This is a genomic window from Sphingomonas sp. SKA58 (assembly GCF_000153545.1).
Taxonomy (GTDB): Bacteria; Pseudomonadota; Alphaproteobacteria; order Sphingomonadales; family Sphingomonadaceae; genus Sphingobium; species Sphingobium soli.
Window position 1 is genome coordinate 559,003 of record NZ_CH959308.1, and the last position, 22,627, is coordinate 581,629.

17 protein-coding genes and 1 pseudogene are annotated in these 22,627 nt (G+C 61.3%); 11 read left to right on the plus strand and 7 right to left on the minus strand.

The window, feature by feature from the left end:
* Positions 1–3 precede the first annotated feature (3 nt).
* Positions 4–573 (plus strand): type 1 glutamine amidotransferase domain-containing protein, encoded by a 570-nt coding sequence (locus tag SKA58_RS17800; RefSeq protein ID WP_009823885.1) that lies wholly within the window; start codon positions 4–6, stop codon positions 571–573.
* Between the two features lie 255 nt (positions 574–828).
* Here SKA58_RS17800 and SKA58_RS20520 read toward each other — a convergent pair whose 3' ends face one another.
* The 3 genes from SKA58_RS20520 to SKA58_RS17815 form a co-directional block, all read right to left on the minus strand.
* Positions 829–3,420, minus strand: coding sequence for an excinuclease ABC subunit UvrA (locus SKA58_RS20520; RefSeq protein WP_009823887.1), 2,592 nt, complete (start codon positions 3,418–3,420; stop codon positions 829–831).
* A gap of 460 nt (positions 3,421–3,880) precedes the next feature.
* Entirely contained in the window at positions 3,881–4,990 is a 1,110-nt protein-coding gene (locus SKA58_RS17810; RefSeq protein WP_009823889.1) for an S-(hydroxymethyl)glutathione dehydrogenase/class III alcohol dehydrogenase, read from the minus strand.
* A gap of 100 nt (positions 4,991–5,090) precedes the next feature.
* Entirely contained in the window at positions 5,091–6,080 is a 990-nt protein-coding gene (locus tag SKA58_RS17815) for a zinc-dependent alcohol dehydrogenase family protein (protein WP_009823890.1), read from the minus strand.
* A gap of 96 nt (positions 6,081–6,176) precedes the next feature.
* Between SKA58_RS17815 and SKA58_RS17820 the strand changes: the two genes are divergently transcribed.
* Positions 6,177–6,797, plus strand: a complete 621-nt coding sequence (locus SKA58_RS17820) for a TetR/AcrR family transcriptional regulator (RefSeq protein WP_009823891.1) — start codon at positions 6,177–6,179, stop codon at positions 6,795–6,797.
* A gap of 73 nt (positions 6,798–6,870) precedes the next feature.
* Positions 6,871–7,701 (plus strand): aldo/keto reductase, encoded by an 831-nt coding sequence (locus SKA58_RS17825; protein WP_037543873.1) that lies wholly within the window; start codon positions 6,871–6,873, stop codon positions 7,699–7,701.
* Positions 7,702–8,547: 846 nt separating this feature from the next.
* Here SKA58_RS17825 and SKA58_RS17835 read toward each other — a convergent pair.
* Together SKA58_RS17835 and SKA58_RS17840 are read right to left on the minus strand one after the other, a co-directional pair.
* The gene (locus SKA58_RS17835; RefSeq protein ID WP_009823893.1) at positions 8,548–9,138 is read right to left on the minus strand and encodes a PIN domain-containing protein; all 591 of its coding nucleotides are present in this window, start codon (positions 9,136–9,138) and stop codon (positions 8,548–8,550) included.
* A 12-nt stretch (positions 9,139–9,150) separates the two neighbouring features.
* Entirely contained in the window at positions 9,151–9,609 is a 459-nt protein-coding gene (locus SKA58_RS17840) for a helix-turn-helix domain-containing protein (protein WP_009823894.1), read from the minus strand.
* A 504-nt stretch (positions 9,610–10,113) separates the two neighbouring features.
* On the opposite strand from SKA58_RS17840, the gene SKA58_RS17845 reads away from it, so the two are divergent.
* Positions 10,114–11,310, plus strand: coding sequence for an AAA family ATPase (locus SKA58_RS17845; RefSeq protein WP_037543874.1), 1,197 nt, complete (start codon positions 10,114–10,116; stop codon positions 11,308–11,310).
* Positions 11,311–11,322: 12 nt separating this feature from the next.
* Positions 11,323–13,839, plus strand: a complete 2,517-nt coding sequence (locus tag SKA58_RS17850) for a S8 family peptidase (RefSeq protein ID WP_009823896.1) — start codon at positions 11,323–11,325, stop codon at positions 13,837–13,839.
* An 81-nt stretch (positions 13,840–13,920) separates the two neighbouring features.
* Here the strand turns inward: SKA58_RS17850 and SKA58_RS19640 are convergent.
* Positions 13,921–14,194 (minus strand): annotated as a pseudogene (locus tag SKA58_RS19640) (transposase domain-containing protein); the annotation flags it as partial.
* A gap of 150 nt (positions 14,195–14,344) precedes the next feature.
* Positions 14,345–14,692: a sigma factor-like helix-turn-helix DNA-binding protein gene (locus SKA58_RS19645; protein ID WP_083784938.1), complete on the minus strand. Its 348-nt coding sequence runs from the start codon at positions 14,690–14,692 to the stop codon at positions 14,345–14,347.
* A gap of 584 nt (positions 14,693–15,276) precedes the next feature.
* Between SKA58_RS19645 and SKA58_RS17860 the strand changes: the two genes are divergently transcribed.
* From SKA58_RS17860 to parT, 6 genes are all read left to right on the plus strand, one after another.
* The gene (locus SKA58_RS17860) at positions 15,277–15,843 is read left to right on the plus strand and encodes an RNA polymerase sigma factor (protein WP_009823899.1); all 567 of its coding nucleotides are present in this window, start codon (positions 15,277–15,279) and stop codon (positions 15,841–15,843) included.
* Positions 15,836–16,834, plus strand: coding sequence for a FecR family protein (locus tag SKA58_RS19225; RefSeq protein WP_009823900.1), 999 nt, complete (start codon positions 15,836–15,838; stop codon positions 16,832–16,834). Before SKA58_RS17860 ends, SKA58_RS19225 begins: the two co-directional genes overlap by 8 nt.
* Positions 16,835–16,919: 85 nt before the next feature.
* Positions 16,920–19,490 carry a TonB-dependent receptor gene (locus SKA58_RS17870; RefSeq protein ID WP_037543876.1) on the plus strand — a complete coding sequence of 857 codons (2,571 nt, stop codon included), beginning with the start codon at positions 16,920–16,922 and terminating at the stop codon, positions 19,488–19,490.
* Positions 19,490–21,571 (plus strand): Atxe2 family lasso peptide isopeptidase, encoded by a 2,082-nt coding sequence (locus SKA58_RS17875; protein WP_009823902.1) that lies wholly within the window; start codon positions 19,490–19,492, stop codon positions 21,569–21,571. The genes SKA58_RS17870 and SKA58_RS17875 overlap by 1 nt, the downstream gene beginning before the upstream one ends.
* Positions 21,572–21,658: 87 nt before the next feature.
* Positions 21,659–22,138 carry a type II toxin-antitoxin system Prs ADP-ribosylating antitoxin ParS gene (parS, locus tag SKA58_RS17880; RefSeq protein WP_009823903.1) on the plus strand — a complete coding sequence of 160 codons (480 nt, stop codon included), beginning with the start codon at positions 21,659–21,661 and terminating at the stop codon, positions 22,136–22,138.
* On the plus strand, positions 22,135–22,620 hold the full coding sequence (gene parT, locus SKA58_RS17885; protein WP_009823904.1) for a type II toxin-antitoxin system Prs ADP-ribosylating toxin ParT: 486 nt from the start codon (positions 22,135–22,137) through the stop codon (positions 22,618–22,620). The genes parS and parT overlap by 4 nt, the downstream gene beginning before the upstream one ends.
* Positions 22,621–22,627 lie beyond the last annotated feature (7 nt).

Sequence of the window (22,627 nt, forward strand, 5' to 3'; positions counted from 1 at the left end):
ATTATGACTTTGGAAGGCAAATCGGTTGCCATTCTGATCGCACCCCGAGGGACGGAAGAACCAGAATTCTCGAAGCCCAAGCAAGCTGTCGAGGACGCTGGTGGCAAAGTGACCGTGATCAGTTTTGAACCGGGCAAGGCTCGCACAGTCAATAGCGATCTTGACGAGGGCGCCAGCTATACTATCGACAAGACGTTTTCCGAGGTGAAAGCCGACGATTTCGACGGACTTGTTGTGCCCGGAGGGACTGTCGGTGCCGACAAGCTGCGCGGCAGCGTCGAGGCAATTGCTTTCATCCGGGCTTTCTTTAATCAGAAAAAACCTGTTGCGGCTATATGCCATGCACCCTGGACATTGATTGAGGCGGGCGTGCTTGAGGGTCGCACCTTGACGTCCTACTCGACGCTGAAGGTCGATATCGAGAACGCCGGCGGTGCATGGACCAGTGAGGAAGTCGTGGTCGACAACGGCCTTGTTACCAGCCGCGATCCCAATGATTTGCCCGCTTTCTGTGCCAAACTCGTTGAGGAAATCGCAGAAGGCGTGGGCGCAGCGCTCGCAGCAGGGAATTAAGGCGGGGCGTTTCGACGAACCATGTAAGGGCCTCTCACTTGAAAAGGTCCGCACAAAGCAAATGTGGCGGATGGCCAGCGATTGGCCGTCCGCCACGCCGCGTATCACACGAACGCGGCGCACCTGGCGGGCACACAAACCCTAAGCCGCGTCAACCGCGGTCACACATCGCCGGTTCCCGCTTCCAGATTCGACCCGTTCCAACGTGTGGTTGAGTTGCACATGATCGAACGTGCGTTCGGCCAGATTTACGACCTACAGCGCCGCCTTGAGATAGCGGGCGGTGAGACTGCCTTCCGCTTCCGCAACGACGCCAGGGACGCCGCTGGCAACGATACGGCCTCCATCTTCCCCGGCCCCCGGTCCCAGGTCGATGATCCAGTCGACCTGTGTGATGGCGCGCATGTCATGTTCGACGACTACGACGGTATTGCCGGCGTCTACGAGGCCCTGCAGGTGTTGCATCAGCCGATCGCCATCGGAGGGGTGAAGCCCCGAAGTTGGCTCGTCGAGGATGTAGATCGTGTTGCCGCGTTGAGCGCGTTGCAGTTCAGTCGCCAGCTTGATGCGCTGCGCCTCCCCGCCAGACAGCTCGGTCGCCGGCTGACCGAGCCTCAGATAGCCAAGACCGATCTCCCGCAACACGTCGAGCGAGCGCATCACAGATGCCTCGCCAGCGAAGAAATCGCACGCATCGTCGACAGTCAGTTCGAGCACCTGGGCGATATTGCGCCCGTTCCATTCGACTTCGAGCGTTTGCGGGTTGTAGCGAGAGCCATGACAGGTCGAGCACGGGGCAAAAACGCTCGGCAGGAACAGCAGCTCCACCATGACGTATCCCTCGCCCTCGCACACAGGGCACCGGCCTTGCGCGACGTTGAACGAGAACCTTCCCGGGCTGTAATGCCGCCGGCGGGCGAGCGGCGTATCAGCGAAGATCCGTCGCACATGGTCGAACATGCCGCTGTAGGTGGATAGGTTCGAGCGCGGCGTGCGGCCGATCGGTTTCTGATCGACGCGCACCAGCCTGCGAACATGCTCCATGCCTGCGACAATGCGTCCTTCAGTGTCGTTCTGCGCAACATCGAGCAGCGGATCGATATCCTCCTCCTCGGCCGCGGGGGAGCCGCCGAGGTGTTCCGTGACGAGCTCGGGCAGCGCCTGACTGACAAGACTGGATTTGCCCGATCCCGAAACGCCGGTGACAGCGGTGAAGCAGCCGATGGGAAACTCGACGTCAAGACCATGGAGATTGTTCCGCCTGATCCCTTCCAGGCGTAGCCATGCCTTGGGATCGCGCGGTGTGCGCTCACTGCGGAGCGGCTCTGCGAACAGGTAGCGGCGGGTGATCGAAGTCTCGACGTCGGCAAGCCCCTCTATCGGCCCGCTGTAGAGGACTTCACCGCCCTTTTCTCCGGCTCCTGGCCCGACATCGACGAGCCATTCCGCGCGGCGGATCACGTCGAGATCATGTTCGACGACGAACAGGGAGTTGCCCGCCGCCTTGAGACGCTCGAGGATGGTGAGCAAGGCTTCGCCATCTGCCGGGTGCAACCCTGCCGAAGGCTCGTCAAGCACATAGACCACGCCGAAAAGCTGTGACGACAATTGCGTGGCAAGCCGCAAGCGCTGCAGCTCTCCGGAGGAGAGCGTCGGCGTGCTGCGGTCGAGCGAAATGTAGCCAAGGCCAAGATCGATCAGCGGCTCTAGCCGCTCGATCAATTCGCAGGCAAGGCGTTGGGCGGCGATCCGCTTCTCGTCGGAGAGATTGGGCGTGCGGCGTACGTCGGGCGCGCTCTTGTGCGCAGAGCCGCCCGCGGCAACCCGTTGTTCGACCGCTGCATCGCGGGCCGCTTTTTCCAGAACATGGCCCTTTGAGGGGGCGGAGACTGCCCCATATTCGCCATGCGCGACGGGGATCAGCAAGTCCTTCAGCTTGAGCACCGTCAGGTCGCCGAACTCGGCAATGTCGAGGCCGGCGAATTTGACCGACAGGGCTTCGCGCTTCAGGCGCTTGCCGTTGCAGGTCGGGCAATCGCGGCCGATGATATATTGCGAGACGCGCTTCTTCATCAGCGCGCTTTTAGTGTTGGCGAAGGTTTCCAGCACATAGCGGCGCGCGCCGGTGAAGGTGCCCTGGTAGCTCGGCTCCATGCGGCGCTTGAGCGCCGTCCGGGTCTGTTCGGGCGTCAGGCCCGCATAGACCGGCACCGTCGGCGCCTCTTCAGTGAAGAGGATCCAGTCGCGATCCTTTTTCGGCAGGTCGCGCCACGGCGTATCGACGTCATAGCCGAGCGAAACGAGGATATCGCGCAGGTTCTGGCCATGCCAGGCGGCCGGCCAGGCGGCGATCGCTCGATCGCGAATGGTGAGGCTGTCGTCAGGAACCATCGTCTCTTCGGTCGCGTCATATACGCGCCCGATGCCGTGACAGGTCGGACAGGCCCCCGCCACCGTGTTGGGGGAGAAATCCTCCGCATAGAGCATGGGTTGATGGCGCGGATATTCGCCGACGCGCGAATAGAGCATCCGAACCAGGCTGGAGAGAGTCGTCACGCTGCCGACCGAGGATCGTGCGTTGGCCGAGCCGCGCTGCTGCTGCAACGCGACCGCAGGCGGCAAACCGTCGATCGCGTCGACCTCCGGCACGCCGGCCTGGTCGATCAGGCGACGGGCATAGGGCGCAACCGATTCCAGATAACGCCGCTGGGCTTCGGCATAAAGGGTGCCGAACGCGAGCGATGACTTGCCCGAGCCCGATATGCCGGTGAACACCACGAAGGCGTCGCGCGGTACATCGACGTCAATATTTTTGAGGTTATTCTGGCGCGCGCCGCGAACCTGCACGCAAGCGGGCGGCCCCCTATGCCCATGATCGGTGGCCGGTGTGGTCGCGTGAATATCCTTGCTCTTCAATTCAGTCTTCCTGCCCTATACGCCCGTGCGGCCCGTGGTTCATCACAGTCGGGTAACAGATGAATGCATTTCCGAATCAATACATCCAACGGCCAGGCTGGCCCGATATTCGGCACCTTCGAAATATTTTTCCAGCATTAGACAAAGGTAACGACAAAACCATTTTTCCCGTGGGGTCGCGCGACGAGGCCACACACTCCGCTGGTAAGCGCCCGGGCCAGGCGGCCCTGGTTTGTGCCGCTGTCGGCATGTAACGACCGCACTTCGGCGCTTTTTACCGCATCGCGACGCGTTGCCCATTTGCCAGAGCGCGCGTCATCATGGCCGGGGTCGGGCCATGATGACGGCCGAGTTGTCGATCCGAGCGCCTCGGCCGCTTCGGATCGGCGGATCAGTAGTGAATGACCGTGCGGATCGACTTGCCTTCGTGCATCAGTTCGAAGGCCTCGTTGATGTCTTCCAAACCCATCGTGTGGGTTACGAATGGGGCCAGATCGATATCGCCTCTCATCGCGTCCTCGACCATGCCGGGGAGCTGTGTCCGTCCCTTGACGCCACCGAAAGCGGACCCCTTCCATACGCGGCCAGTGACGAGCTGGAATGGGCGGGTGGAGATTTCCTCGCCCGCGCCGGCAACGCCAATCACGATCGACTGACCCCAGCCACGGTGCGCTGATTCAAGCGCGGCGCGCATGACGTGGACGTTGCCGATGCACTCGAAGGTGTGATCGATGCCCCAGCCCGTCATCTCGATCAGCACTTGCTGGATGGGCTTGTCATGGTCCTTGGGGTTGATGCAATCGGTCGCACCGAACTGGCGTGCCAGCTCGAACTTGGACGGATTGGTGTCGATGGCGATGATGCGACCCGCCTTCGCCTGGCGCGCACCCTGAATCGCCGCGAGGCCGATGCCGCCGAGGCCGAACACGGCGACCGAGTCTCCGGGCTGGACCTTGGCGGTATTGTGGACTGCGCCGATGCCGGTCGTGACGCCGCAGCCGAGCAGGCAGACATGTTCGGGGTTTGCCTCGGGATTGATCTTGGCGAGCGAGACTTCGGCGACGACAGTATATTCACTGAAGGTTGAACAGCCCATGTAATGATAGAGGGGCTGACCATTGTACGAAAAGCGGGTGGTCCCATCGGGCATCAAGCCCTTGCCCTGCGTTTCGCGGACAGCGACGCACAGGTTGGTCTTGCCCGACAGGCAGAAGTCGCACTTGCCGCACTCGGCGGTATAGAGTGGAATCACGTGATCGCCCGGCCCGACGCTGGTGACGCCTTCACCGACCTCGACAACGATGCCCGCGCCCTCGTGGCCCAGAACCACCGGGAAAACACCCTCCGGATCACTCCCCGCCAGCGTGTACGCGTCGGTGTGGCACACACCGGTGTGCGTCACCCGTATGAGGACTTCGCCTTTCCGGGGTGGGGCGACATCGATCTCGACGATTTCGAGTGGCTTGCCCGCCTCGAAGGCTACAGCGGCGCGAGATTTCATGTTGGGATACCCTCGTTGAGTTAAACTGATTGCTGGTGCGAGGCCGTTGCGTCAGCGCAAATTCGTGGGGGAGCGATCGCTCACTCCCCCGGTATGCCGGTCAGACCGTAACGACGACCTTGCCGATCTGGTCGTTCGATTCGAGGAAGCGGTGAGCGTCCTGGATGGCGTCGAGCGGGAAAGTGCGCGCGATCCGCGGCTTGAGCGCGCCCGATTCCAGACCCGCCACGATGAACGCCTTGGCGCGATCGAGGGCGGCATCGTCCGAGACGATCTCGCTGTAGAGATACCCCTTGAGCGTGAGGCTCTTGCCCAGCACGGAGAACAACGGGAACGGCGTCGGTTCGCCGCTGAGCGCGCCATATTCGAGCAGGATGCCGCCGCGTGCCATGCTCTCGGTCAGCGGCTCGAACGACGGGCCTCCGACCGGATCGAGCACCACGCGCGCACCCTGACCATCGGTTATCTCCATCACCCTCGCTACCAGGTCCTCTTCCCCGGTCGCGACGACATGATGCGCACCGGCATCGATCAGGGCCTGGCGCTTGGCGCCGGTACGCGTCGTCGCGATTACCGTCGCGCCGACCATCCGCGCAATCTGGAAGGCCGCAAGGCCGACGCTGCTGGAGGCAGCTGTGACGATGACGAAATCGCCCTCGCCGAGTTTCGCCTGCTCCACCAGTGCACCCCAGGCGGTGACATACTGCATCCACACGGCCGCCGCTTCCTCGAACGACAGCGCCGCCGGATGCTTGACGACGAGGCGGGCGGGCACGTTGGCGACCTCGCCATAGGTGCCCCAACGCGCGATATCGAGCGGGGGGATGACGCTGACGGCTTCGCCTTCCGCAAACCCGGTAACGTCGGCGCCGACCGTAACGACAGTGCCGGCAGCCTCATAGCCAAGGCGGCTCGGGAACTCGGCTTCCTGAAGGTAGGCATGGTTGCGGAACATCACCTCGGCGCGGTTTATGCCTATCGCCTTCACCGCGATCTGCACTTCGTCGGCCGCGGGAGCGGGGACTGCCACATCTTCAATCCTGAGGACGCTGGCGTCGCCATATTCGTGGATACGGACGATGCGGCTCATTGGAGACTCCTTGATTATTTAATGATCGTTCTGTAAGGGAGCGGACCACCCGTTTCAAGATATTATTTATCGATCGTTCCATATCGTGCATCAGAGATGACAGAGACGAAAGCCCGTCGCCGCGCAGGTCGCCCTCGTGTGTTCGACACTGACGCTGCGCTCGACAAGGCGGTGCGGCTGTTCTGGCAGCGCGGCTACGAGGCGACATCGATGGCCGATCTGGTGGCGGAGACTGGCGTCGCCGCCGCCAGTCTCTATGCAGCGTTTGACAACAAGGCGGGGCTGTTTGCGGCGGTGATCGAACGTTACGCCGCGACGTTCAGCGTCCACCTCTATGCACCCATCAACGATCCGGCGTTGTCCACCTACGAAGCCGTCAAAGGCCTGCTGGAACGAGCGGCGTCATCATTCTCGGAACCTGGAACGCCGGCCGGCTGCTTCATGTATTCGGCAGCGGCAGCCGTTTCGCCGGCGTCCGCCGCCATCGAATGCCTGCTGCGCGACAAGCGGATCGCGGCGGAGGCCCTCCTGATCGAGCGTCTGCAACGCGGCGCCGCGCAGGGCGAGCTTGCGGCCAACACCGATCCGGCCGTGCTAGGCAAATTCATCAATACGGTCATGGAAGGCATGTCCGTTCAGGCGCGCGACGGCGCTACGATCAACGAACTGCTCTCCATCGCCAAAATGGCGCTCGATCGATGGCCGGCCGCGATATGATCGTTTCATGGTGGTCATCTGCCAATCTGCCCCCCGACCGAACAGTCGAACTCATCTCATAGGACGAAAGCACATGAAACACGTGACATTGCCCGGCGGGGAAGTGGTTCCTTCACTGGGTCAAGGCACCTGGAAGATGGGCGAACGTGCCGAGCGCCGATCCGATGAGATCGCCACGCTACGCGCCGGTGTCGAACTGGGCGTGACGCTCATCGATACCGCCGAAATGTACGGCGATGGTGCGGCGGAAACGCTGATATCCGAGGCGCTGGGCAGCGTTCGCGACCAGTTGTTCCTCGTCAGCAAGGCATATCCGCAGAACGCATCGCGCTCCCGCCTTGCCGATGCATGCGAGGCGAGCCTGAAGCGGCTCGGCACCGACCGGCTGGACCTCTACCTGCTCCATTGGCGGGGATCGGTGCCGCTCGCTGAGACTGTGGAGGCATTGGAGGCGCTCAAATCAGCGGGGAAAATCAGGCATTGGGGTGTCAGCAATCTCGATACCGACGATATGGACGAGCTTATCGCTGCCGTCGGGGATGGCTGCGTGACCGATCAGATCCTCTACAATCTGGTCCGGCGAGGCCCCGAATTGGACCTGCTGCCGTGGCTCGCCGAGCATAACATACCGGTTATGGCGTATAGTCCCGTCGAGCAGGGACGACTTTCAAGCCATCCCGCACTCGAGAAGATCGCAGCCGAGGTCGGTGCAACCCCTGCCCAAGTGGCACTCTCCTGGACGTTGCGGCACGATGGCGTCATCGCCATCCCGAAAGCGAGTTCGATTGCACATGTGCGGGAGAACCGCGCGGCCGCAGATATCGTGCTCTCCGACGCCGACATTGCGACACTCGATGCGGAATTTCCCAGGCCACGCGACCGCCGTCCACTCGAGATGCTTTAGCGTCAGATGACGATATTATCGCTCGAAGGAACAGAACGCAAACCGGATCGGCGGTAGGCGCTCAGCGGTGCGGTGATCGGACCAGTGTCGACACCGCTATCGAGCGGGTGCTGCGCGACTGACGGTTCGAGCACCAGGCCTATCGCGCCCCTGGCCCCAATCTGCTCTTAGCCTCCACGAATAACCGTCTGACCGTTCTTACCGTCTATGGGGCGTATCCGAGCTGGCAGGGCATCCAGCCAAGGGCGTCATTCTTGTCCATCGGGCGCTCGGGCGGCCTAGCTGTCAGCACGACACCGCGCTGCCTGAGTTTCCGAGCTGCCATCCCAGCGTGCGCCGCTGGCGGGAAGGTGAGCCGATTACTCGCTCAAGCTCAGTTCGACAGAGCGCAGGCCATGAACCGTTCACTGCACTGCAGCGCCGAATTAGCGCTCTGCTACCTAGAGAGCTGCTTAGCAAAAAAAATGCTCTCAATAGCCCGATCTCGCAAGCTCAGTATCTGATTTACGAAAAAGGGAAATGTGGTGGACGCACTTTAGGGCTCGAACCTAGGACCCGCTGATTAAGAGTCAGCTGCTTGACGGCAGCTTTAGCCGATTTCTCCCCAAAAGAGGACGGTCAACAATCGGCCCACTTTCTGCCGATCTGTGATGCCAGTCAGGCAAACGATGTATGTCGGCTCCAGACAGGAGCTGCCATCCGATCTATCAATTTGGAACGGCAGCACTGTCCCACGATCCGGCGTTCGGCCCCGGCAAAACCGACCCATTTCCGCCATCCAACCGTCAATTTTCGATGCTTGGGAGCGGACTGTCAGCAAACCTAGCGGCGCACTGGGAAAACCCTTCAGATGGAATCGGCGTGGCCACTCAGGATCGAAGCGGTGACGAACAGCCCATGGGCCTCTAGCGACCGTAGGTAATCTTCTGCCGACATTTCGGGACGCTTCAGCCGAACGCGCAGAGTTCGGATCGCTGCAACCGCCTTGCCTTCGTCGAGCGCGATGGTATCGGCAATGAACTCGTCGGCAGTTCGCGCTTCCAAGTTTAGGGGTGCGAGAATTCTTGCCGGAAAATCGCTGATGTTTTCCGTCACGACAGCTTGTGCCTGGGTCTGGACCGCAGCTGTCAGAACATGCTCGTCCTTGGGATCCGGCAGACCGAATGTCATGGCCCCGACGGATGCATGTGCCTCTACCAGAGATTCGGGGAACGCGCGATGCATGGCATCGACTGATCGGCCCGCTCGCGCGGACGCGCTCTCGATTTTGCGCTCGGTAAAGATCTTGTCCAGCGCAGAACGCGTTTCATCGAGGATGCGCTGCGACCATCGCACACGAAAGAATTCCGCGTCTGCCAAGGTGAGGAGCAGGTCACGCCGCGGAGCGCTGACCAGTGTGCAGGCATCAACCAGAGCGATGTATCGATTGGCGAACATGGTTGAGTCAGATCAATAGAGGTCTGCGCCGTCTGCGATCAGTTCGTCCATCGCCTTCGATCGGATTTTGTCGCGCGCAGTTTTGTAGGCGAATACGTCCTCAGCCTTAAGACGCCGGTGCCGCCCCACCATGCTGTGCGGGATATCGCCCTTCTCGATGAGCTTGATAAGGTACGGGCGCGACATGTTGAGCAGGTCTGCTGCTTGCTGCGTCGTCAGCATCTGCTGGATTGGCACCAGCGTGACGGCATCACCACTACCGATGTGACGTAGCAATTCCAGGAACAGGTCCGACATCGCCGGAGTCAGCGTGATCTCGACTGGTTTCCTAGTCTTCGGATCGGGCACCCGCAGCTTGGCCGCACCGTCCTTCTGCGAGGCGAGGATCCGGCGAAGCTGGTTAGCGATCTGCCGATCGTCGGCAGAGGGCAACCTGTTGCCAAAAGGCAAGGCATTGGCTGGCAAGGTCATCGGTTTTCTCCGCAGATGGCATTATTCAATAGCGAATATTCGCAATAAACGCAACATGGTTGTGAAACTCGAGTTCCGTGAATGCGGATTTGTGAAACTCCGACCCAATGTTGCCCTTCAACAGCTAATTTAGCCCTTCTAGGCGCGGCCGGTCAGCTTTCTTATTTTGGACTTTAAGACTGACCGTTGGGCGAACGCTTGGTTTGGAGCCGCGGTAAGTGAAGAGGTGCCGTCACCTGTAGGCGCGGCGTGAAAACCTTTCGTCGAAGGCTGTCGCTCGCCATCTTCAGTTCCCTCATTCTCCGGGTGCTACAGGCGCCCGAAAAAAGAAGCGCCTGTTCAGCCTCTGGGCGCTCGACACATACCTCTCTGCACACCTAGCGCATGCCCTCGGGCCCCTACAAAGGATATCAGTTTCGATTCTTAAGAAATATGCGTCTATGCCCTTGCATAATGCATGTGAGCGAATATAAAATGCGTAAATATTAAAGGATATGCGATTTCGTGGAACATTTGGGCGTTATCCAGTCAATGTGCCGTGTTGGTTTGGCAAGCGGAGATGACAAGTTCCGTAAACAGGTCGAGCGGCTGCGCGACCGCCTTACTAAGGCTGGCGATGATGAAGGTGCATCGGCGATTGCCGGCCTCCTTGCGGCGGGTGAGCGATCGACGAGCCTGCAGCCGAGCCGTGTCGAGCTGTCGCGCGCCATGGTGGGCGAACAGCTGACGCCATCGACCAACCCTCCATTTGACAAGGAAAGTGGTGCGCCGCTGGCGCAGATCATTCTCGAGCCCGTGCAAGCCAGTCTTCCGCCAGTGCTTACTGGGGAGCTTGAACTGGCAATAGGGTCGGTCCTTAGAGAGTGGACTGATTATGATCGACTTCGCGAATTGGGAATATCCCCCACGCATACCGCCCTGATCTTCGGAGCTCCGGGCACCGGAAAGACGGTTACCGCCATGCACATCGCTGCGCAACTGGGCCTGCCGGTAGTGCTGGCGCGGCTTGACGGATTAATGAGTTCGCTGCTGGGAACGACGGCCAGAAATATCGGAACGCTCTTTGAGTTTGCAAACCGCTACAAATGCGTTCTGCTTCTTGATGAGTTCGACGCGTTGGCCAAACTTCGCGACGACCCCCAGGAAGTTGGCGAAATCAAGCGGGTTGTGAATACGCTGTTGCAATGCCTTGACGTGCGTGGCCCGCTTGGTCTGACAATCGGGGTCACGAACCATCCAAGTCTGCTCGACCCTGCCATCTGGCGGCGTTTCGAGGTGAAGATCGAAATGCCTCTGCCGCCGGCGACCGCGAGAGAACGGCTGATTTGTGAATTCCTCGCACCGATGTCGATTCAGGAAAGCGCGTTGCACCTCCTGACCTGGGCCTCTGATGGTGCCAGCGGCGCAGATGTCAGGACGATGACCCATGCCATCAAGCGCTATTTCGTGCTTGAAAAGCCCGCCGATTGCGACCCTCACTTGGATGCCAATGACGTCCTCGCCGCGCTCCAGCGCTATCACGTAACGAGCGCGAACCTGGATGATCGCTCCAGACTGGCAACCCTGCGCGAGGATCCGCGCGTGATAGCAAGGGCGTTGCTTGGAAACCCGCAGGCTTCCTTTACGCAGGCCTCAGTTGCCCAGCTGCTTGGACGCGATCAAGGAACGATCAGCCGATGGATGAAGGAGGAGCCGGTATAACCGGCAGCAGATATGGCTAATAATCCGGTACAGATCGTCCTGAATGATAACGATTATGTCGTCGCGCCGGAGCCGGGTACCGGCGGGCCACCAACAGATTTTTTCGCGAATCGGGACGACGAATTTGCGAAGCACAAGGCCAAGCTGGCATCGAGCATCGCGCGCGTATCGGCCCAGCTCAATGCCGCCGGAGCGGGGGGCGCAGGCTATGTCCGGGTAAAATTGAGGGAGCGTGCGCTGGCGAAATCGCACCGCCCCGTGCGCGCCCTTTTCAAGCCGGAGGCATTTCCCAGCGTCGGTGCCTCCGGACTCGGTGAGATCTACTACTTTGCAGAAGCCGGTCAGCTCGCCCGACTGGTCAACGTGGTGCGGGACGCCGAACCTCATACCAACTGGGTGGAAAAAGACGGGAAGCGCGAGGCGCGCCCCAGCACAGCCCGATCCGAGGTTGGCGCTGTGGAGGAGATAACCTTTCCGGATCCGCTGAGTAAACGCCGCTTCGATGCGGAATCGGCCGTGTCTTGGCTCGCCGACGATCGCACCGGCGGCTACTATCTGCTCGAACTGTTTGAAAACCCGCGCTCCGCTGAGCGACGCGTTGCCCAACTGGCAAGCGTTGAGCCTCAGCAACAGAGCCTGTCTCGATCGCTCGAGGCCTTGCTCGAAGACCTGGGCGATGGGGTTGTCGCCTGGCGTTTGCCTGAGGCCGGCGGCGAAACACCGATTGCATTGAAACTAACTTCGCAGAGTAGCCCTGCGCTTCTCTCAATGACCCGCCCTCCCGATGCCGCCGTCGCGACGCTCGACACCAGCTTGTCACGCCATGAGGAAGCGCTCAGACGCCTCGTGCAGCATCCATCTGTTCGCAGGATCTCTCTGCCCATGCGCGTGGAGCTGTCGCACAGCTCCGCAGTCCCTTCAGGCGCGAGCGCAAGTTTGCCCGTACGCTCGCCGGGCATTCGGTATCCAAGGGTCGGGGTGGTGGACTCGGGCATCAGCACGGCCCTGGCCCCATGGGTTCTGGCCCGCCACGATTACCTCGACCAGGCTGAGGTTGACGAGGAGCACGGTACGTTCGTCGGCGCTCTCATCGTAGGAGCCGCAGCGCTGAACCCGGCGCTGCCCGGTCTTGAGGCGGATGGTTGCGATCTGGTGGACTTGGCGCTCTTTCCCAAAGGTGACTTCCACGCAAGCTATAGCAACGGCTTCGACGATTTTCTCGCAGAGATGGATACGGCCATTGGCGAGGCGGTACGCGATCATGGAATTCGCGTTGTCAACCTAAGCATCAATGCCGTCTCGCCGGTGGAAACAGACCATTACAGCTACTACGCGGCGCGACTGGACCAGATTGCGGGTAAACACGACGTCGTAATCGTCAATTCAGCGGGCAACCTGCCCGGCGGCGCGCTGCGCGCGCCCTGGCCGAAACGACCAAGCGAAGCAGTCCGCTATTTTGCGGCGCGGACAGATCCCGATACCATCTTCAAGCCCACAGAGAGCACCCAGTGTATTTCCGTGGGCGCGATCAATCCGCCCGGCTGCGAGACGCATCGGGAAGGTTTGCCGACGACGTACACGCGGCGCGGGCCTGGCCTGCGCGTGGGCTGCAAGCCTGACGTTGCCCATTATGGCGGGAACGACGGCACCGGACCGGGCGCCAATCACCAACTATCCTCGATCGCGCCAGACGGGACGGTGGTGTCCGATTGTGGAACCAGCTTTTCCGCGCCGCTCGTATCGAAGACCTTGGCCTCTCTTGAGACCATGATCGAAGGCTATTTGCCCGCTCACACGCTCAGGGCGTTGATGATTCATAATTGCACGACGCCCCCAGCCCTCGTCGGTCCGAACATGTCGACGCTGGCGCGGCAATTCGTGGGCTTCGGCGTCCCGTGCGAGACGAGCGAAATGCTCGTCACCGACGACAACTCGATCACCCTTGTGTTTCAGAGCGTCATTCCGGACGATGCTGCTCGTCCCAAGGTCTTGCGTTTCGATTTCAACTGGCCGCAGGCCTTGGTTGATCCGGTGACCGGAGCCTGTCGGGGCGAGGCGACCGCTACGCTGGTTTACGAGCCACCCATCGACAGGGCCTATGGCGCCGAGTTCGTTCGCGTGAACCTGGATGCCAAGCTGCAGCAGCGCCAGCTCGTCTCGCGAAAGGACGGCTCACCCAGCTTCCGGGATCGTTTCCATCAATCGTTTCTACCAAAGACGGCTGGCCAAACCGTGCCGGAGCGGGAACTGATCAACCAGGGCCTTAAATGGTGGCCGACGAAGCGCTACCGCGCGCGCTTCGGCGATGCAGGAAAAGGCGTGAGTTCTCAGTGGCGCGTTGAAGTTGCCGCAACGCGGCGCGCGGAGACGCGCTTTCCCAAAGCTGGCGTTCCATTCAGCTTGGTCATCACCATCCGCGATCCCGATGGAGTGGCACCTGTTTTCCAGCAGATGCGGCGCGAACTGCAAGCGGGCCGCGTGCAGCTGGCGGAGCTCAGGACGCATCAACGCATCAGGTCCAAGAGGTGATAACTCCGCCGGCCCGGTTTGCCGGGCATATATATCCGATTGGCTCGAAATGCTCTGTATTGCTCCGGTCAGAACCGCGGATCAGGCGGCTTTGCGTTGATCGTCTGTGGCGCGCCAGTTCCAGGGAAGCAGTTCGTGAAGACGGTTCTGCGGGATGTCGGCGATGCGCGGGAGGACGTCGGCTAGCCGAGCCTGCGGATCAATATCGTTGCGCTTTGCCGTGGCCATAAGGCTCAGCACGAAGGCGGTGCGCTAACCGCCGCAGTCTGACCCAGCGAAGAGCCATGATTTTTCCAAGGTCAATGCCTCAAAGCGCTCTTTCCGCCGCATTGTTCGTCAGGCAGATGCGGCGATCCATTCCCGTAGTCAGAAGTGTCCGCTCTCCTATCATCGCTGCTCCAAAGCGGACCGAGCGCAAAGTCCCAGTCTGTGCCATTGATGTGGGAGGCGAAGGCCGTGGTCGCGCCTGAAATGCTGATCCGGGTTGGTGCATGTGCGAACGGGCTCAGCGTATTTCTCGACACTCCGCCACGATCGAGATCGCTCGGCGAAAATGCCAGCAGACCCGCGCCTCGCTGATACCGAACCGACGTGACACCTGCGCGACGCTCATCCTGCGTCCGACCACTGCCTTGAGTACGGCCCGCGTTAACGGTGGCATCTGCGCCAATGCTTGCCTTATCCGCGCGCCTGCCTCGCCGCCTCCCGCACCGATTGGCTCGGCCATTTCGCGCGGACCGCTCCTTTCAAGATAACGTTCGATCCGCGCGGCACAGCGCTGGTCGCCAGCCAGATTTCGTAATCTTACAATGACACCAGTGACGAGCCGGCGGGCATGGAGGGAGATGGGCATGAGAGGCACTCCACAGGAATGGATTTCGTCCCCTTCCCAATTCTCCCCTCCCCTTCTGCGCGGACCGATGATCCAGTTCATAGAGCAACCGCCATCCTAATGGCCGATGAGGCATGTCCCTGGGACCGTAGCCTGCCGTCATCCCTCCTGCCCCCTCACCTCCCTTCGCAACTACGTCCTGCGCGGAAGCGATCGCAACCCGAAGGGCCGGGATCGGCGCAGCCGAGCCCGGCCAGCGAGGCGGCACGCCGCGCTGGCAAGAGCGCGATGCCCGCGCAGCGGGCAGCCGCCCTCATCCCTCCGTTCGCCGCCCTTTCGCCCCGCGTCGTTTCCCAAAAACGTCACAAATCCAGTCTTTAGGGTTGCGCTCCCCCGTTATTCCGGCACATTGGCCTCGCTTCCGGAAAAAGCCCGGAAGTGGGGCTTAGTAACCTCTGCATATACAGCTCGGTCGCAGTTTCACTGGGCCGGGTGGCATGCGCGCATGTCCAGCCGGCAACGGTAAAGGCGCATGCGCCTGTGTGTATGCCAGGTTACTAACATCCGGCTTTGGCCGTCGCCCCGAGTGGACATAGGTGCGACGAATGGGCCAGGGCGAAAGTGAAGGTCGCCGGATCGACCTTCAGATTGTGAGCAATGATACCGGCGAGCGGTTCAGCTTCACCGACTTCTATCGACGGGAGAAGCCTCGCCTCATGCGCTTTTTCACGCGCAAGCTCGGCAACCGTGCCGATGCCGACGAATTCAGCCAGGAGACGCTCACCCGCTTTGTGCGTGCCGCCCCGCATCCCTCGCTCGGAAGCCCTCGCGCCTATCTGACAAGGATTGCGACCAACCTGCTGCGCGACCATGCAGAACGTGGCTCCACGCGCCTCTCACGGCAGCTGACTCTGCTGGAGGATGGCGTAAATGCGATTTCCAGCCTCGATCCTCATCGTGACGTTCAATCACGTCAGGAATTGGCTCGCTGGACGGCGATCCTCCAGCAACTGCCTCCCCGCACGCTCGAAATTTTCCTTCTCAATCGGGTGGAAGGCTGTAGCTACCGGCAGATCGCATCGGATCTCGGAGAGCCACTTTGGGTCGTACAGAAGCATATGCTCAAGGCCATTCGGCTCATCGACCGTCAGCGGGAGGCGGACAATGACTGAGGACCACGGCGCAATTACGGCGCAGGACCGCCGGGCCGCTCAAAAATGGGTGCTGCGGATGCTCGATGAGCCGGAACGTCACGCGCAGTCGCTCGCCGATTGGATCTCGGAAAAGCCGGCTCGGCGGCAGCTCTATCTTGACCTGATGAACGATGTGCAGGCCGCCGGCCATGCCGGCGGGGTGCTCGATTTGCCCCCTCCCCGGCTTCGGGCGCAAAAGCCCTGGTGGATCAAATCAGTCCCGATCCTGGCGGCTGCGTCTATCCTGGGCCTTCTTATAGGCGCGAGCATCCTGTTCCAGATCATGCGCACTCAATCTCCGCAGATGGCAGGCGCCGAGACCCCAGCCGCCTTTGTTACGAAAGTGGGGGAAGTGCGATCCGTCAAGCTCGCCGATGGAAGCCAACTCGTCCTTGATACCGACACCGCGATCTCTGTGGCGATGACGGCGGACCGCCGCGACATCGTCCTGAAGCGGGGTCGCGCCAGGTTCATCGTTGCCCATGATGCAGCCCGTCCGTTTTTCGTCAGGGCCGGTGGCATGGAGGTACGCGCGACCGGCACGGTCTTCGACGTGCTATTCCGAAACAATGTCGCGGTGCATCTGATCGAAGGCGGCGTAGAGGTGGAGTTGGCCTCTCAGCAGACACAGCCTGCCAGAAAAATCCTACTCCGGCCCGGCCATATTCTGGCCTTCAGCCATGGACATGAGTCGCAAAGCATTGTCATTCCTGCGCGCAGGTCCGACGAGCAATGGGTGAACGGCGTGAAGAGTTTCGACAATGTGCCGATCAGAGAAGTAATCGCGGAAGCAAACAGCTACAGCGATACCAGAATCGAGTTGATGCCAGCGAGCCTGGGCGACCGGGAGATATTCGCGGACATCCACATTCGCGACATTGAGCGCGTGGCGGAAGCGATCAGCGGGTTTCTGGACCTCGACATCGATCGCACCGAAAAGGGCAGATTGATCCTCAGCCCCAGAAAATAATTCAAGCGCCCAGCTTCAAACCTCTCTCGCCCCGTCTTCTGGTTTCGAGCCTCGCAAAGAGGCGGATCGATCAAGGGGGCAGAAAATGGGTATGGGAAAGTTTGCGCTTCTGGGCAGCGCCGCGATCTGCGTCAGCATGGTTGCGCCACAGGCTGCAGCGCAGGAAGCGAAGAAAAGCTATGATCTGCCGGCCCAGGAACTCGGCGCGGGTTTGCGCGTCATCGCCAGGGCCAACGACTATCAGCTCGTGGCTGATCCCAAGTCGCTCCAGGGACGCCGCTCGCCCGCGCTGACCGGCGAATTCACGGTCCAGGAAGCCGTCACCGCCCTGCTTGCACAATCAGGCCTCAATGCGGACATCAGGGGGCGAACCATTTACCTCCGGGGGCGACCAACGCCGTCGCGCGAGGAGGTAGAAGGCGCGGCGGACAACCTGCTCTTCGTTACTGGCTCACGTATTCGCGGCGCAAAGCCCATGTCTCCGGTCATCGCCGCTTCCCGAGAGAAGATCGGGGACCTCGGCTATACGGACCTTGGCTCCTTTGTCCGCAGCATTCCGCAGAATTTCAGCGGCGGGCAGAATCCGGGTGTCATCTCCAGCGTGCAGACCGGCTCGGAAAACACCACGTCCTCCTCCACCCTCAACCTGCGCGGCCTCGGCGCCGACGCCACGCTGACACTTTTGAACGGCCATCGGGTCGCATATGATGCCGTAAGCCAGGGGATCGACATTAGCGCGATCCCCCTGGCAGCCATCGAGCGGGTGGAAATCGTCGCGGACGGCTCATCGGCTCTCTATGGGTCCGACGCGGTGGGCGGCGTCGCCAACATCCTGCTCCGCCGGGACTATGACGGCTTGCTCACCACCGCCCGGTTCGGCGCCGCGACAGACGGCGGCGACGTCCAGCAGCAATATAGCGCCGTGACCGGCCGCCGCTGGGACAGTGGCGGATTCATGATCGCGGGCGACTTCAACAACGCGACGGACATCACGGCATCGCAGCGCTCCTATATGCGATCGCGCCAGTCCAGCATGACCCTGCTTCCGTCCCAGCGGCAGGTCAGTGCGGTGCTGGCGGGCCATCAGGCGCTTGGCGAGGTCGTCGAATTCGAGATCGACGCCCATTATAACCGCCACAAATCGGTCGCCGCCCTGCCCTACAGCGCTACCGCCGATGTGACGCAGAGCGGCATCATCAGTCGTCCAGAGATCGAAGGCTATTCCATCAGCCCGTCGGTCAAATTCAGGCTTCCTGCGGGGTGGGAAGTCACGGCCCGCGCCACCCGCGCCATCAGCGACAGCACGATCATCGCGGAAATCTATTCGGGAGGCACCGCCTCGGCGGTGAACCATGTCCAGTACAAAAATGATCTGTGGTCAGCCGAATTAAGCGGCGAAGGCCCGCTATTCGCGCTGCCCGGTGGCGATGCGCGGCTCGCGGTCGGCGCAGGCCTTCGCTCCAACGGCCTCGACGCATCGATCAGGCGCGTCACCGCAACGGCAACCACGTCCCTCCTCAACTATCATGATGGCCAGACGGCGACCTTCGCCTATGGTGAGCTCTTCCTGCCATTGGTCGCCGATCGCAACGCGGTTCCCCTGATCCGATCGCTTCAGTTCTCGGGCGCCGTTCGCTATGAACGCTATGACGAGATTGGCGGGCTCGCGACGCCCAAGATCGGCATCAGCTACCAGCCAATCAGCGACCTGACGCTCAAGGGTGCTTGGGGAAAATCGTTCAAGGCGCCGACTCTCAGCCAGCAAAACACAGTGCGGCAGGGCGTGCTCCTCTTCCCGGCCTATTATCTCCCCTCGCCACCAACGAGCCGCAACGTCCTCCAGATCAGCGGCGGCAGCAAGGATCTCGAACCCGAAAAGGCGACGACCCTGACCCTGACGGCGGAGGCAAAGCCTCAAAGCATCCCCGGCCTGCGGCTTGAAGCCAGCTATTTCGATGTCCGTTACAAGAACCGCGTGGTTCGCCCGATCGCCGACAGCTCCCAGGCCTTCAAAGCCGAATATGCCGACCTCATCCTCCTCAACCCAACCCTGGAACAGGTTCTGGCGGCGACGGCCAATCTCCCTTTGGGCGTCCAGAACCAGACAGGCGGCGCTTACGACCCTGCCAATCTGGCGGCTATCATCTTCAACCAGCTTCAGAACGCCGCCAGGCAGCATATCCGAGGCGTCGATGCCTCCGCCTCCTATGAATTTTCGGCAGGAGAGAATCAGTTCCATCTCGAAGCGAGCGGCAGCTATCTCAAGAGCGACCAGAAATTGAGCGCGAGTCAGCCGACGATCGTGAAGGCCGGCCGGATCTTCAACCCGCCGCACTGGCGCGGTCGCGCGAGCGCCGGCTGGAAGCGTGGGCCGATCGGGACAAACCTCGCTTATAATTATATCGGCGGTACGGACGACACGCGAACCACGACGACCTACAAGGTTTCAGGCTTCCACTCGATCGACGCCACGATCAGCTGGGAACCCGAGGGGAGCGGCTTGTTGGGCGGATGGTCCTTCCTGCTTTCCGGGCAAAATATCCTCAACGAGAAGCCCTCGGCCATCCGCGCGACGGCAACCAACCCGACCTATGACGCCACCAACTATTCCAGCATCGGGCGCCTCCTGAGCTTCACCGTCTCAAAGGCTTGGTAATGCTCATTTCCCTTGTTCTGAGCATATCCGGGGGAGGTGCGGTCGCAGTCCCGGCCGCACCTGCATCGCAAGATTGCGCCAGCCTCTTGCAGCCCAACGCGCAAGCCGGCAGCACTCGTCCCATCTCGGATCGCGACCTCATCGAGACGTTGGATCTTGGACCCAATGCCGCGATGGAATCCGGTTCCTTCTTCACCCTGTCACCGGACGGTCGAAGGGTCGCGGTCGGCGTCCGACGTGCAAGCGTGGCAGGGGACAGCTATTGTACCGGCATCACCCTTGTAGATCGCGACGGAAACTCGAAGTTGATCGATTCCGGGCCGGGCGTCGCCTTCTTTCGCTTCGAGGATTTCTACGGCACGAATGGCTTCCCATCGGGGATCACACAACTGATCACGCCGAGATGGTCGGGCGACGGAAAGCGCCTCGCCTATCTCAAATTCATCGACGGGCGGCTGCAACTCCGCCTGTGGGATGAGCAACTGAAAGCCCGGACCATCGGCGCCGATCCGCAGGACATCGTCGATTTCCGCTTCAGTCGCGATGGGAGCATGATCATCTACAAGGTCCGCGACGGTTCCGCGCAGGCAACGGCCTTGCTCCGGGAATCCCGGTCGGGACTCCACTATGATGATCGCTACTTCCCGTTTGCGTCAGCCTGGCCCTTTCCAGGCGGCCGCCCCGCTTATGTCTACAAGGCCGTGCGCATCAGTGACGGTGACATCCGCGCGGCCAGTGATGAAGAGAAAGCCTTGCTGACGGCACCGATCGAGGAATCGCAAACCACAAAAGGCGCTCGCGCCACAACGGTGCGGGATGACAAAGGGTTCGATCATATCGCCGCTGGTCCTGCCGGGAAGGAAAGCCGCTGCGAAAGCAGCGCCTGTACGGAGGTGGAAGGTGCGCCCTGGTTCTCTTCCAAAGGCGCCGTGCGCTACGTCCGGCGCGAGGGCTGGGCGAAGAATGAGATGGCGATTTATGAATGGAAGGTCGGTTCGGCCGAACCCCACAGGCTCTATGCGACATCAGACCTGCTCATCGACTGCAAGCCGATCCACGATGATGTCCTATGTGGGCGGGAAGGCCCGACCCACCCACGCTATCTCAGCCGTATCGACCTGCGCACCGGGAAATCCGTCCCTCTGTTTGACCCGAACCCGACCTTCGGGACGCTGAAGCTTGGTAAGGTCGAACGGCAGCTCTGGCGGAACGATCAGGGCATCGAATGCTTCGGAGATCTCGTCTATCCGCCCGACTATCAGCCGGGACGCCGCTACCCGCTCATCGTCGTGCAATATGAGAGCCGCGGCTTCCTTCGGGGCGGTACGGGCGATGAATATCCCGTCCAGCTCTTCGCCCGCGCCGGATATCTGGTCCTGAACGTCCAGCGACCGCGCTCCCCGCTTTACGGGCTGGGCCTCCCATCGATCGAGCGACAGCGGCGGCAGAATGACGGCTTCATGGAGCGGCGAAGCATATTGTCCGCCGTCGAAACGAAGGTCAGGCAGCTCATTGACGCCGGCGTCGCCGACCCGGAGCGGATCGGCATCACCGGGCTCAGCGATGGATCGACGACCGTCCAATATGCGGCGCTGCATAGCAGTCTGTTCAAGGCCGCAGTGGTAAGCGGCTGCTGCTGGGAGCCCTCTCAAACCTGGGTGCTGGGGCCTTCCCTCCAGCGCCACTATGAAAGCCTCGGCTGGCCGGCCTCCCCTGAGGACAAGCCGCAAATGTGGGGAGACATTTCGCTGGCCCATAACGCCTCGCGCGTCGCCTTTCCGATCCTCCTGCAGGCCGCCGACGGCGAATATCTCGTGGCTTTGGAAACAGTCAGGGCTCTGCGGGCCGCCAAGCACCCGATCGATCTTTATGTCTTCCCCGATGAAGTCCACATCAAGCGTCACCCCGCTCATCGAGCGGGCATCTACAAGCGGAACCTGCGATGGTTCGATTTCTGGCTGAAGGGCAAGCGTCCGGCCCCATCGGATGACGATGCACCAGAAGTCGATCGCTGGGCCGAGATGCGGCGGGCGGCTCAGGATCAAGCCGCCGCCGGAGAAAAACGGCCCGTCGGCAGCTAATGGGCGGCCGATGGCATGGCTGCCTCCACCGCCTTCCTTGCGGACGATGCTCAAAGGAGCTATACAAGTGCTCAAAGGAGCATTGCCATGTCCGAACTCGAAACTGGCGCGCGCAAGCCGCAGGGGAAAGGCACGCCCCCCTTTGCCTATAAGGCGCTGTACCGTGCCTCGCCGGTCGATCGAATCGGCGTCATCAAGAAGGGCGTGGCGGCCAGCGACCTGAAGCGCTTCATCGCCGCCTTGCATGTGGACCAGAAGGTCATGTTCGACGCGCTCAATCTCAAGACGGCCACGGTAAACAAAAAGGCGGCGAACAACCAGCCGCTCTCGACGGAAGACAGTGAACGGGTTCTGGGCCTTGCAAAACTGGTCGGCCAGCTCGAAGACATGGTCGAGGAATCGGGCGAGACGGATGGGTTCGATGCGCCCGAATGGCTCTCGTCCTGGCTGCGTCAGCCTCTCCCGGCGCTGGGAGGCGTCAATCCGATCGAGCTTCTCGACACGATGGAGGGACAGGCCGTCGTGTCCCGCGCCCTCGCGCAGATCCAGAGCGGCGCCTTTGCGTGACGACACGCTTCTGGAGAATCGCAACCGACGCCAGGACTTATGAAGCGGACGATCTGTCAGGCGCCGGAGCCAAGATCACCGGGGGCCGATGGAATGAGGTCGGCGTCGCCATCGTCTATGCGGCGAGCAGCCGGGCACTCGCCTGCCTGGAGACGGTCGTTCATCTGAACTCGGGTGGGTTGCCGCTCAATCGCTACCTCGTCGAAATCGAGGTGCCGGACGAGGTGCTGGCATCAGCGGAGGTCGCGACACCCGGCAATCTCCCGGTCGGCTGGGATGCCGAACCGGCGGGACGGGTCAGCATCTCATTCGGATCGCAATGGGCGCAGAGCCAAAGGACAGCGCTGCTGCTCGTCCCTTCCGTCATTGTGCCAGAGGAGAATAATCTCCTCATCAATCCCGCGCACCCCGATGCCAAGGGGATCAAGGCCCGGAAAGTGCGCAAATGGCTCTATGATCCCAGGATGATCCGCAAGGCGTGATCTTCTC

Bases quoted from the DNA above. Each gene is read 5' to 3' on its own strand.
- SKA58_RS17800 (WP_009823885.1), top strand. From the start codon at position 4: ATGACTTTGGAAGGCAAATCGGTTGCCATTCTGATCGCACCCCGAGGG.
- SKA58_RS17810 (WP_009823889.1), bottom strand. From the start codon at position 4,990: ATGAAATCTCGCGCCGCTGTAGCCTTCGAGGCGGGCAAGCCACTCGAA.
- SKA58_RS17815 (WP_009823890.1), bottom strand. From the start codon at position 6,080: ATGAGCCGCATCGTCCGTATCCACGAATATGGCGACGCCAGCGTCCTC.
- SKA58_RS17820 (WP_009823891.1), top strand. From the start codon at position 6,177: ATGACAGAGACGAAAGCCCGTCGCCGCGCAGGTCGCCCTCGTGTGTTC.
- SKA58_RS17825 (WP_037543873.1), top strand. From the start codon at position 6,871: ATGAAACACGTGACATTGCCCGGCGGGGAAGTGGTTCCTTCACTGGGT.
- SKA58_RS17835 (WP_009823893.1), bottom strand. From the start codon at position 9,138: ATGTTCGCCAATCGATACATCGCTCTGGTTGATGCCTGCACACTGGTC.
- SKA58_RS17840 (WP_009823894.1), bottom strand. From the start codon at position 9,609: ATGACCTTGCCAGCCAATGCCTTGCCTTTTGGCAACAGGTTGCCCTCT.
- SKA58_RS17850 (WP_009823896.1), top strand. From the start codon at position 11,323: ATGGCTAATAATCCGGTACAGATCGTCCTGAATGATAACGATTATGTC.
- SKA58_RS19645 (WP_083784938.1), bottom strand. From the start codon at position 14,692: ATGCCCATCTCCCTCCATGCCCGCCGGCTCGTCACTGGTGTCATTGTA.
- SKA58_RS17860 (WP_009823899.1), top strand. From the start codon at position 15,277: ATGGGCCAGGGCGAAAGTGAAGGTCGCCGGATCGACCTTCAGATTGTG.
- SKA58_RS19225 (WP_009823900.1), top strand. From the start codon at position 15,836: ATGACTGAGGACCACGGCGCAATTACGGCGCAGGACCGCCGGGCCGCT.
- SKA58_RS17870 (WP_037543876.1), top strand. From the start codon at position 16,920: ATGGGTATGGGAAAGTTTGCGCTTCTGGGCAGCGCCGCGATCTGCGTC.
- SKA58_RS17875 (WP_009823902.1), top strand. From the start codon at position 19,490: ATGCTCATTTCCCTTGTTCTGAGCATATCCGGGGGAGGTGCGGTCGCA.
- parS (WP_009823903.1), top strand. From the start codon at position 21,659: ATGTCCGAACTCGAAACTGGCGCGCGCAAGCCGCAGGGGAAAGGCACG.